This window comes from Ensifer sp. Root31, assembly GCF_001424825.1.
Classification (GTDB): domain Bacteria; phylum Pseudomonadota; class Alphaproteobacteria; order Rhizobiales; family Rhizobiaceae; genus Ensifer; species Ensifer canadensis.
Genome location: NZ_LMCO01000067.1, coordinates 230,066 through 240,925, shown reverse-complemented (window position 1 = coordinate 240,925; position 10,860 = coordinate 230,066). Strand labels below are relative to the sequence as shown.

Genomic DNA, 10,860 nt, shown 5'->3' with positions numbered 1-10,860 from the left:
GGCCTGCTGCACTTCGGCAGCATCACGGGCATCGCGAGCCTGGCGTTCCAGGCGCTCGCGCTCCGACAGTGAACGGTTGGCGTCGGCCTCGTCTTCGAGGCGGGCACGCTCGACCGCATTGGAACGGAAGACGGCGACTGCGGCGGCCATCGAGCCGATCTGGTCGCGGCGATCTTCGCCGGGGATTTCGACGTTGAGATTGCCGGCGGCAAGCTTCTCCATCGCGCCGGTCATGTCGGTGACGGGGCGGATGACAAGGCGGTTGAGGAAGGTTGCGAGGAAGACGAGCATGACGCCGACGGCGAGAATGGTCGCGACGGTTGCGGCAATGCGGAACTGGTCGATCGCGGAATAGGCGACATCGGCGTCGATGACGAAGCCGACATACCATTCGACCGAGGGCAGGCCCTGAACCGGTACGAAGCTGACGATCATCGGCTTGCCATCGAGTTCGGTGTTCATGATGCCGGAGCTGATCGTCGGGGTGTCGATCGGGAAGGCGTCGGCAAGCGTCTTGGTGACGAGCTTGGAATCCGGGTGAACGAGGATCTGGCCGTCCTTGCTGGCGAGGAAGGCGAAGCCTTCGCCGCCGACGTCGATGCCCTTGACCATCGAGACCAGCGTTTCCAGTGAGAAGTCGCTGCCGGTGACGCCGTAAAGCTTGCCGTCGCGCTTGACCGGAACGGCAGCGCTGATGATGAGGTCGCCGGTCGAGGCGTCGACATAGGGCTCGGTGAGAACACGCGCGTCGGCTTTGACGGCCTGCTGATACCACGGGCGCTGGCGCGGATCGTAGCCCGCCGGCATCGGATTGTCCGGCCAGGTGATGAACTTGCCGCTCTCGTTGCCGACATAGGTCGAGATGAACTCGTTGGTCAGCACGTCGTTCTTGAGGATCGGCTGGACGCCGTTGTCATCGGTCGTCCGACCGGCGGCGTCGGCCACCATCGCCGTCAACGTGACGCGACCGTTGAGCCACTTGGCGACGCTCTGTGCGGCCTGGACGCTGGAGGACGAGATGTTTTCTTCGACCGCCTTGGTGGTTGTGTCGTACTGAAGCGTGTCGATATAGACGGAAAAGCCGGCAAAGGCGGTAACAACGACACCGGACGCGGCGACGAGAATGCGCGTCATGAGGTTCGATCGCTTGGACAAGATGGGCTCCTAACAGGGGCCGGCGTGCTTCGCCGGACATGAGCTCTCGATGATTTTCACGCGCAGCATCGCTCAGCCGCCGGAGTGGCGGTTGGTCAAGCCTCGGGAAAACGTTGAACATGCCAAAAAGGCGGGGCCAGCCATGCCTCATGCGGCCGGGGCCACCCTGGTGAGGGTAGGCCTATCGCGCCGCACGCTAGCGATCGCTATTTAAGAAGCGATTAAAATTGTCATATGCAAGTTCGGGATGCCGGCGGCAACGCGATCTTCACACAGGGACGGTTAAAGGACCGCCCCGACTTTGCTTGTCCGGCACCGAAAGGGATGCCGGGAAAACGTCCTAGCGACGCATGAAGGCCTCGAAAGCAGCCCTTGCCTCGGCGCTTTTCAGCTGCGCTGCGAAGTGCTTCGCCTCTTCGTCGATACGCGTGAGCACATCACTGCGGTCACCGCGGACGAGATCACGGGCGATGCGCAGCGCCTCCGGCGGCTTCTTGGCAAGGCGGGCGGCGAGCGAAAGCGTCTCTTCCTCGACGGCATCCTGGCCGACGATCTTCCAGATCAGTCCGGCTTCGAGCGCGTCGCGCGCTTCCAAGGGTTCGCCGGCGGCAAGCAGAGCGAAGGCACGCTGATGCCCCATGATGCGCGGCGCAATCAGGCTCGACGCCGCTTCCGGCACCAGGGCCAGATCGACGAAGGGCGTCTTAAACACCGAGCGGGCGGAAGTGATGGTCAGATCACAATGCAGGTGGATCGTCGTGCCAATGCCGATGGCAAGCCCGTCGACACCGGAGACGACCGGCTTGGCCGCACCCGCGAGCGCCTTCAGAAAATCGATGACCTCGGTGCCCATGCTGCCGCCCATGGCAAACGCCAGAAAGTCGGCCATGTCGTTGCCGGCGGAAAAGCAGCCTTCGGTGCCGAGGAACGCGGTCACGCGAACGGCCGGATCGCTGCCGGCAACCGTCAGCGCATTGGTCATCTTCGCGTACATGTCGCGCGTGATGGCGTTCTTCTTTTCCGGCCGGTTGAAGCGGATGACCTGCACGCCCGGATAGGCTTCCGGACGTTCGACAAGCACCTGGTCGGTCATGATATTTCCCCTCAACCCAAGACGGCGCGCGCGGCAGCAAGGCTGTCGGCACCGGTAACGACACGATCCTTCAAGGCGGAGGTTTCCGCCAGCATGTTTTCCGCGGCGAACCGACTGAGCGCGATGCGTTGCTCGTCCTTACCGTCAGACGCTTCGGCCAGACCGCCCTTGGCGAGGTAGGCGCCGGTCAAGGCGAGACCGAACAGGCGCTGACAGGCCGTGGCTCCTGCCAGTGCCTCGGAGAGTTTACCGGCCGAAACAGCAGCAATCAGCCATTCCGTCGCCTCGGAGAGATCGTCGAGCGCAGCATCTAGTCGCGCCGCAGTTTCGCCGAATCCCTCACGGTTGGAGGCGCGGACCGCGCCACCTATCTCGCGCAATTCGGCAATGAAGCCACGGACGTGTTCGCCGCCCGAAAGCGGCAGTTTGCGCGTGACGAGATCGATCGCCTGAATGCCGTTGGTGCCCTCGTAAATCGGGGCGATGCGGGCATCGCGCAGGTAACGAGCGGCACCGGTCTCCTCGATGAAGCCCATGCCGCCATGAACCTGGATGCCAAGCGAGGCAACGTCGACGCCGGCATCGGTCGCAAACGACTTGGCGATCGGCGTCAGCAGGCTGGAGCGCTCCTGCCAGAACTTCGCCTTGTCGCCGTCTGCCGCATGGCCCATGTCCACCGCATGCGCACAGGCATAGGCGATGGCGCGCGACCCTTGTGTCAGGGCCTTCATCGTCAGCAGCATGCGGGCAACATCCGGGTGCTCGATGATCGGGCTCATGCCCTGGCCGGACCAGCCGGGCGCCTTGCCCTGCGTGCGTTCCTTGGCAAAGGCGATTGCCTTCTGGGTGGCGGCGTCGGCAATCGCGACGCCCTGCATGCCGACGGCAAGACGGGCGTTGTTCATCATCGTGAACATGCAGGCAAGGCCGCGGTTTTCTTCGCCGATGAGGTAGCCGATCGCGCCTTTCTCTGCGCCGAACTTGCCGTCGCCATAGATCATCGTGCAGGTCGGCGAACCGTGGATACCGAGCTTGTGCTCGAGCGAATGGCAGAACAGATCGTTGCGCTCGCCGAGCGAACCGTCGGCGTTCACCAGGAACTTCGGCACGAGGAACAGCGAAATGCCCTTGGTGCCTGCAGGCGCATCCGGCAGCCGCGCCAGGACGAGGTGGACGATGTTGTCGGTGAAATCGTGTTCGCCCCAGGTGATGAAGATCTTCTGGCCGAAAATGCGATAGGTGCCGTCGTCGCGACGTTCGGCCCGGGTCTTGAGAACGCCAAGATCGGAGCCGGCATGCGGCTCCGTCAGGTTCATGGTGCCGGTCCATTCGCCGGATACCATCTTCGGCAGGTAGGTTGCCTTCAGAGCCTCGGAGCCATGCTTCTCCAGCGCGTCGACGGCGCCCATGGTAAGCGTGGGCCCGAGCGCAAATGCCATCGAACCGGCGTTCCACATTTCCATGGCCGCGACATGCAGCATATGCGGCAGGTTCTGGCCGCCGAATTCTTCCGGAGCCGTCAACCCGTTCCAGCCGCCGCCGATCCAGCTGTGATAGAGATCGCGCCAACCGTCAGGCGTCTGAACCTTGCCATCGACGAGACGGGAACCCTGCTTGTCGCCGACGTCGCCGAGCGGCGCCACTTCCTCGGTCGCGAAACGTCCTGCCTCCGACAGGATCGCATCCACGAGATCCTCGCCGAGGTCGCCGAGAGCGCCGCTTTCCAGCGCGCCGGCCATTCCGGCCACGTGCTTCAGCGTGAATGCAATCTCATCAACGGGTGCCTTGTACATGATGATCCTCCCAGATACCGGGCGCTTTCGCAGCTGCCGGCGCATCTTCGTTTGGCCGAACACTATTGATTTTTACGTAAACGTCAACGTCAATTCAGCCCGCGTTGTGATGGTTGCCGGTGCGGACGGCATCGTAACAAAACTGTCATCAACGGCGCATAGAAGCCAGTAACGATGGCCCTCGCCAAGGCGTTCAAATGAACCTGATTTCCCCCGAGATACCCGGCCTGGTCTGGGCCTACCGCTTCCTGCCTGGCGAAAGCCGATGCCAGCGCATCGCCAACGATGCCTCGATCGACGGTCTCATCAAGGGCGACGGCTGGGTCTGGCTGCATCTGGCGCTTTCGGACGCGCGAACGCCGGCGCTCATCGAGCGGATCGGCAACCTGCCGCCGGCAGCCGTAACGACGCTGACCAGCCACGACACCCAGGCGGCCATCACTGTCTCCGACGATATCGTGCACGGAACGCTGGTCGATTTCGAGCGCACTTTCGATGCGGTGACGAAGACGATCGGCTGGCTGCATTTTGCCGTCAGCGACAGGGTGATCATCACGACGCGGCTGCACCCGCTGCGCAGCATCGACCGGGTAAAGGCCGCAGTCGAAAAGAGCACCAAATGCGCGCGGCCGATCGACCTCTTCGAGATGCTGGTGGTCGAATTCCAGCGCACGCTGATCTCGCTGGTGCTCGAACTGACCGAAGAGCTGAATGTCATCGAAGATCACGTCTATGGCGAAGCCGGTCACCGGCAGCAGCCGGGCCTGGCGCCATTGCGCCGCACCGTGGTTCGCCTTCACCGGCACCTGCGCACGATCCTTGCTCTCCTTCGCCGCGCCGGCGCGTCGGACGAAGACGAGGTGCCGCCCGGTTTCATCGACGTCACCGAGCGCCTCTACGATCGGCTCGAGGCCGTGGATCGCGACGTCTTCGCACTCCAGGAGCGCGCCCGATTGCTGCACGAAGAGATCGACAGCAAGATTTCCTCCGAAACCAACCGGCACCTCTATATTCTGTCGCTGATGACAGCCTTCCTATTGCCGCCGACGCTGGTCACCGGTTTCTTCGGCATGAACACCGGCGCCCTTCCCTTCGCCGATGGCAGCGGCACGCTGTATGCCGCGCTGTTCATCGCGCTTTCCATGGGCCTTGCGTGGTGGATCCTCAGGCGGATCGGCATTCTCTGACCTTGCCGGCATCAGAAAAGGCCGGACAATGCCCGGCCTTTTTGCTGTCTCTTCCTTGCCCTCTTAGCTATTGGGCGAGTAGCACTGCCGGCGCGCCGCGCCGTAGGGCTGGTAGGTGTTGTCGTAGGCCCGGTAGGAGCGGTAGCGGTCGTAGCACCATTGCACATGGCGGCTGCCATAGGCAGGCGCAGGCCGCGTGTAGCGCGGCGGCTGGGCAACGGCTCCGCCGATGATCACGCCGGCGCCGAAGGCCGCCATCGGGTACCACCAGCCATTATAATAACGATAGCCCGGACGGCGATAGTTATAGCCGCGATAGCCATTGTAATAATAATATCCGCCGCGCCGTTCGTAGCCGGGGCGGTGATACTGGACCTCGGTGGCATCACTCTGCCGTTCAACACGCAGCGGAGCCGGCATGAAAGCCTGGGACGGCACAGCCGAAGTCATCAAGACCGCGGCAGCAATCGCTGCGGCGAACCACTTGCCTGTCATTGTTCTCATATAACTCTCCATACGAGCACTTGCGCCGCTTCCGACGCCAGCGAGCCACCTTCACAACCGCCAGTTTGCGCGATTTCAGCCGCGTGTCGATACGTATCCTGATTACGGTCCGATCGAAAACGGTCGCCGGCTAACGTCTAAGTGACGGGTTTTGTTCCATGTTCCGGCATACAAAGTTGACTCGCCTGCCGCCTCGACGGACGGCGAAAGAGACTGGCTTCACGCCTGTGACAGTACACATGGAGCTGCAGATATCGGACCGACAAGGGACAGCGACAGCAATAGAAGCACCCTCTGATATACAGCCATAAGTCTCTATACATTCGCCACCGTCTCAAGCACAGTCGGCTCGGGGACTGGGATTTACGATCAATTAACTGTAGAGTCGGCAATCTCACTGAATGGCAAAGCGGTATATCTCCACCTTACGGATGATTCTGCGCCTCGCGACCCTCCTGGGTCTGGCTTTCGCGGCGGTGAACGCACGCGCCGGCGAACTGGAGCCCTGGAAGTCGAAGTCCAACGCCATCATCGTCGACGCTTATGAAATGAACAGCATCGACTGGGAGACAATGCTTTCCGACAAGCGTATCTCCGGCTTCATCGCCAAGGCCTCCGACGGCCTGCCGGAAAGCTTCTCCTGCACCGGCGATCATGGCGGCGACACTGTCGCCCACTGCAAGACGATGTGGCGCAAATACGCCGTCAGCCGCGAGCTCTACCAGACACGGCGGATGATCGCCCGCTCCCATGGGCTGCTGTGGGGCGCCTATCATCTTGCCCGCCCCGGCAACCCGGTCGATCAGGCCAACCATTTTCTCGATTATGCGAGCCCGCGCGACGACGAGTTGATGGTGCTCGATCTCGAAGGCATCGACCCGGACAAATTCATGTCGCTCGAAGACGCGGCGATCTTTGCCGGACATATCAAGACCCGCACCGGCCGCTACCCGATGCTCTACACCAATCATGTCACGGCCAAATACATCGCGGCCAACCGCGCGAAGCACCGACTGCTGTCGCGACTACCCCTGTGGTATGCCCGCTACAAGCCGGATATCCGCAATGTGTTTCCGATCGGCAACTGGGACAGCTATGCGCTGTGGCAATTCTCGTCAGGGATCAATTGCGGCAAACGCCGCTGTCCCTATCGTGTGCCCGGTACACTTGACGACATCGACGTCAATGTCGCGGCTATGAGCAGCGCCACCTTGCGACCGATCTGGGCCGGCGGCGCCCTGTTGCCGGAAAAGGCACTGCCGCTCGTTCTCATTGCCAGAGCCGACGACGGGGTCGGCGCCGCCAGCGCTGCCCAGGCGACGGCGAAAATCGAAAGCCAGCCGTTGCTTATCAGCCGCGCCGAAGCTGCCAGCGCCGCCGGCGAAGGCGTCGACATGATGGCGACCGGGTCGATCGATTTCGGTCGGCACGACCGCGCCGTGCGGCTGGCGGCCGCGGCCAGCCGCTGACGGGTCGGTCGCGGAAAGAACACGCTCCCCGCGACCATCAAGCATTGTCAGGCTTCGATCTGTACATCTCCAAGCGGCCGCGAGCAGCAGGCGAGGATGTAGCCCTCATCGATTTCGTCGTCGAGAATACCTCCGTTGTGGTTCATCTCGACCTCGCCGGCGACTTTCATCACCCGGCACGTACCGCAGATGCCGCCTTCACAGGCCGCACCGATCCTGACGCCGTTGGCCCGCGCCGCCTGCAGGATCGTCTGGCCGGGCTTGGCCTCGATCTCCTTGCCGCTCATGGTGAAGACCACCTTGGCGCCATGCGCTTCGGCGTCGGCTGCCGCCCCTGCCCTGACTGCTATCTCCTCGGCTGCCGGTGCTGCCGCCGGCTGGAAGCTTTCCTCGTGATAGCGGCTCATGTCGAAACCGGCCGCCTTCAGCAACTCGCGCACGCCGCGCATGAACGGCTCCGGACCGCAGCAAAACACTGTGCGCTCCATGAAGTCGGGTGCAAGCAGCGGCAGCTTGGCGCCGTCGATGCGGCCGCGCAGCCCGTGCCATCCGTGCCTTGACTCATGCCCCTCGACCACGAAGCCGAGGTTTAGCCCGGACATCGGGCGCGCCAGCACTTCCAGTTCCGAGCGGAACAGAAGGTCGTCTGGCCGGCGGGCGCAGGAAATGAAGGTGACGTCGGTCTCGGGAACGCAGTCCGCCATCCAGCGCGTCATCGACATCATCGGCGTGACGCCGGAGCCTGCCGATATGAAGAGATATTTTTCGCCGGGATGGCGCACGAAGCTGAAATCGCCGAGCGGACCGAACGCCTTCAGCCGCATGCCGGGCTTCAGGTGATCGAACATCCAGCGCGTGCCGATGCTATCGGCTTGCGCCTTGACGGTGACGGCGATCGACAACGGCCGGGAGGGCGTCGACGACAGCGTGTAGGTGCGCATGACCGGCTCGTCGGCGACCGGCAGCTCGAGCGTGACGAACTGCCCAGGCAGATAGCGGAACCAGGCCGGCTTTTCCGCCCGGAAGGTAAAGGTCATCACATCGGCGGTCTCGATCACGGCCGATGTGCATTCGAGCATGTTCTGCCTGTCGATCCAGACATGAAGCTCGTCGAAATGATGGAACGAGGATGCCATCTGCATGTCAGGCGACCCGGGAAAGCGGAGCAGCCTCGCCCTGCAGGCGCTGTTCCATGAACTTGCAATACCACTCGACGAACTGCATCACGCCGCCTTCGTGTTCGGGCGAATAGGGGCCTGACTGGTAGGCCGGCGAGCGAATACCAAAGGCGTTCTCCTCGACGATCTGGCGGTCCTGATCGTTGGTCTCGGTCCAGACATGCGTCAGTTGCTCGAGATTGTAGTCGACGCCTTCAACCGCGTCCTTGTTGACCAGCCACTTGGTCGTCACCTGCGTCAGCTCCGGGCCGAGCGGCAGGACGCGGAAGGTGATGGCGTGGTCGGCCAGCACATGGTTCCAGGTCGAGGGATAATGGAAGAGCAGGAGCGTGCCGATATGCTTCTGGCTAACGTCTGCCGACAGTTGCCGCCGCACGGCGCGGGCGCCGGACATGGTGTAGCTCTCGGCGTCGTCGATCAACGGCATGCGCGCCGAGCGGAACTGGCCGGTCTCGGACATCCGGAACTCGCTCGGCAGTCCGGCTGCTTCGCATTTCGCCCAATGCGCGGCAATGACGGGATCATCCTTGGCGCCCTGCACACCGGTCGCCGTCGGCGCTTCGGGATAGGTGCGGCAAAGTTCGGGGTGGTTGGCGGCACAATGGTAGCACTCCCGGTTGTTTTCCCAGACGAGTTTCCAGTTGCCCTTTTCGATGATCGTGCTTTCGAAGGCGACCTTGGTTTCACCCAGGCGGTGCGGCGCAAGATAGGGCGCGACCATGTCGCGGAACGGGCCGAAATCCATCGGCTGCTCGGACAGGTTGATGAAGATGTAACCGCCGACGGTCTCGCAGTGGATCGGCTTCAGGCCGTGGGCCGCCTTGTCGAAATCCTCGCCCATCTGGCGGGCAAAGAGCAGCGCGCCGTCGAGCTCATAGGTCCATTGGTGATAGGGACAGACGAGCTTGGCCGAAGAGCCCTTGTGCTGCGCGCAGACGCGAGAACCGCGATGACGGCAGGAATTGTGCAGGGCGCGGATCGTGCCCTGTCGGTCGCGAACGATAATGACAGGATAATCGCCGACCTGGACGGTGAAATAGTTACCGGCACGCGGGATCTCGCAGTCGTGGCCGATGAACAACCAGTCCTTGTACCAGATGCTTTCGAGATCCTGCCTGTAGTAGTCGGGGTCGATGTAGAAGGCCCGGTCGAGGCTGTAGCCGTCGCGTCGACCCTTCAGCTTGCGGAGCATATCGCCCTTGATGTCCATGTCCTGTCCTCGTTCGCCTTGTTTCGGAGAGGCAGGACTGGAACCCGCACGGGCGCATTGCCTGTGCGATGACGGCTCCGATCCGGCTGCCCGCCGCAACCCGTTACGGTCTGTTCGCGTCAAGGCTGGTTTCCGGGCTCAGGAGCCGTCCGCAAGGACCAGCCCGGCGCCTTCCCGGACGGAACCGTCCAGTGGCTTTGTGCCGTGGCTTTCGCTCCACCACCGTTGCGGGGGCAGCGCCGGGTTTTGACCGGCTTCCCAATTCTCCGCCTTCCCTAAAAGACAGCACCTTGAGTAGGCATATCTAATCGCGGAAGCCATCGTCGTAGCTGCCGATTAACGACATCCGATTCCAGAAAGACGACACAGCACATCAAGCGCACCAAACGCCCTGTGATTGATCATTTTTCATTGTAAACAATAGGATAGCTCAAGGATTGAGCAATTGTCGCTTTTTCCGGCAAGGCTTGCGAGAAAGCGCGGATCCTTCGCCATTTTGCGACATGTCTTCCCGTGACGCGGGGCAAGGCCCACCGACGCGAGTGAAATCTTCCATTAACCATAATGCATTAGCGTCGCCTGACGGAGAAACCGGCCGAACCGGCAAACAGCGCATTGAAGTTCATGGCAAAGCTCAAATACTACGACGCCGCAGCCGAGAAGCTGCCAACGATCGCTCCGAAGACAGCGGTCCACACCGAGTTCCTGCGCACCGGCCGCATAGAAAGGCGTCAATGGTCGCAGCGCGAGCGGCGTTATCTGAGCTATGACGAGGTTGCCGAGCGCACCGCCCACAAGCTGACGACCGCCGGCGAAACGACGCACAAGCGGATGAACGGCTTCCATACCTCGATCCAGTTTCCCAAGATGATCTTCCACCGCACGCTCACCGGTCGGCCGCATCTCGGCTATTGCCATGTCACGGCGGCGAGAACACATCTCGCCCCGTCCAAGGACGTCACCTGGTCGTTCTATTTCGCCAACTTCTTCTGTGACCTCGGCGACGAGAAACACTTCTTCGAACGCATCCAGACCGGCTATTCCCGAATGTACTTCGCCGTTGCCATCGAGCCCGATGCGCCAGAGGGGCAGATGACCATCAATCGCAGCGTTCGCGACAACGGGCTGCTCTTTCGTACCGACGACCCGAAAGTCGCGCTCAAGAACGTGCTGATGCTCGGCGCGCGCGACGAGGCATTGAAGCGCATCATTCGCAGCCTCTGAAGCGCAGACCCGGTTGCCTGAAGAAAATCGTTCTGTTTTCACCGTGG

9 protein-coding genes and 1 riboswitch are annotated in these 10,860 nt (G+C 62.2%); of the genes, 3 read left to right on the top strand and 6 right to left on the bottom strand.

The genetic code is table 11. The features are described 5' to 3' along the window. From ASD00_RS38030 to ASD00_RS38020, 3 genes are all read right to left on the bottom strand, one after another. Positions 1-1,134, bottom strand: a 1,134-nt coding sequence (locus ASD00_RS38030; RefSeq protein WP_244496182.1) for a cache domain-containing protein, incomplete at its 3' end; no start/stop codon positions are given. Between the two features lie 361 nt (positions 1,135-1,495). Further along, positions 1,496-2,248, bottom strand: a complete 753-nt coding sequence (locus tag ASD00_RS38025) for a crotonase/enoyl-CoA hydratase family protein (protein ID WP_025426141.1) — start codon at positions 2,246-2,248, stop codon at positions 1,496-1,498. Between the two features lie 11 nt (positions 2,249-2,259). Further along, positions 2,260-4,041: an acyl-CoA dehydrogenase gene (locus tag ASD00_RS38020; RefSeq protein ID WP_025426140.1), complete on the bottom strand. Its 1,782-nt coding sequence runs from the start codon at positions 4,039-4,041 to the stop codon at positions 2,260-2,262. A gap of 197 nt (positions 4,042-4,238) precedes the next feature. On the opposite strand from ASD00_RS38020, the gene ASD00_RS38015 reads away from it, so the two are divergent. Continuing rightward, complete coding sequence (locus tag ASD00_RS38015; protein ID WP_025426139.1) at positions 4,239-5,228, top strand: transporter; 990 nt, start codon at positions 4,239-4,241, stop codon at positions 5,226-5,228. Between the two features lie 63 nt (positions 5,229-5,291). Here ASD00_RS38015 and ASD00_RS38010 read toward each other — a convergent pair whose 3' ends face one another. Further along, positions 5,292-5,723 carry a BA14K family protein gene (locus ASD00_RS38010; RefSeq protein WP_025426138.1) on the bottom strand — a complete coding sequence of 144 codons (432 nt, stop codon included), beginning with the start codon at positions 5,721-5,723 and terminating at the stop codon, positions 5,292-5,294. Positions 5,724-6,133: 410 nt separating this feature from the next. Between ASD00_RS38010 and ASD00_RS38005 the strand changes: the two genes are divergently transcribed. After that, positions 6,134-7,201: a GH25 family lysozyme gene (locus ASD00_RS38005; protein ID WP_057211590.1), complete on the top strand. Its 1,068-nt coding sequence runs from the start codon at positions 6,134-6,136 to the stop codon at positions 7,199-7,201. A 47-nt stretch (positions 7,202-7,248) separates the two neighbouring features. On the opposite strand, the gene ASD00_RS38000 is transcribed toward ASD00_RS38005, so the two are convergent. Both ASD00_RS38000 and ASD00_RS37995 read right to left on the bottom strand, forming a co-directional pair. Next, complete coding sequence (locus ASD00_RS38000) at positions 7,249-8,343, bottom strand: hybrid-cluster NAD(P)-dependent oxidoreductase (RefSeq protein WP_057211588.1); 1,095 nt, start codon at positions 8,341-8,343, stop codon at positions 7,249-7,251. Between the two features lies 1 nt (position 8,344). After that, entirely contained in the window at positions 8,345-9,589 is a 1,245-nt protein-coding gene (locus tag ASD00_RS37995; RefSeq protein WP_025426135.1) for an aromatic ring-hydroxylating dioxygenase subunit alpha, read from the bottom strand. Between the two features lie 105 nt (positions 9,590-9,694). Further along, a riboswitch (cobalamin riboswitch) is annotated at positions 9,695-9,897 on the bottom strand. Positions 9,898-10,213: 316 nt separating this feature from the next. Here ASD00_RS37995 and ASD00_RS37990 point away from each other — a divergent pair. After that, positions 10,214-10,813: a DUF6656 family protein gene (locus ASD00_RS37990; protein WP_025426134.1), complete on the top strand. Its 600-nt coding sequence runs from the start codon at positions 10,214-10,216 to the stop codon at positions 10,811-10,813. The last annotated feature ends 47 nt before the right edge of the window (positions 10,814-10,860 follow it).

Excerpts from the sequence above, each read along its gene's own strand:
- ASD00_RS38025 (WP_025426141.1), bottom strand. The coding sequence starts at position 2,248 with ATGACCGACCAGGTGCTTGTCGAACGTCCGGAAGCCTATCCGGGCGTG.
- ASD00_RS38020 (WP_025426140.1), bottom strand. The coding sequence starts at position 4,041 with ATGTACAAGGCACCCGTTGATGAGATTGCATTCACGCTGAAGCACGTG.
- ASD00_RS38015 (WP_025426139.1), top strand. The coding sequence starts at position 4,239 with ATGAACCTGATTTCCCCCGAGATACCCGGCCTGGTCTGGGCCTACCGC.
- ASD00_RS38010 (WP_025426138.1), bottom strand. The coding sequence starts at position 5,723 with ATGACAGGCAAGTGGTTCGCCGCAGCGATTGCTGCCGCGGTCTTGATG.
- ASD00_RS38005 (WP_057211590.1), top strand. The coding sequence starts at position 6,134 with ATGGCAAAGCGGTATATCTCCACCTTACGGATGATTCTGCGCCTCGCG.
- ASD00_RS38000 (WP_057211588.1), bottom strand. The coding sequence starts at position 8,343 with ATGCAGATGGCATCCTCGTTCCATCATTTCGACGAGCTTCATGTCTGG.
- ASD00_RS37995 (WP_025426135.1), bottom strand. The coding sequence starts at position 9,589 with ATGGACATCAAGGGCGATATGCTCCGCAAGCTGAAGGGTCGACGCGAC.
- ASD00_RS37990 (WP_025426134.1), top strand. The coding sequence starts at position 10,214 with ATGGCAAAGCTCAAATACTACGACGCCGCAGCCGAGAAGCTGCCAACG.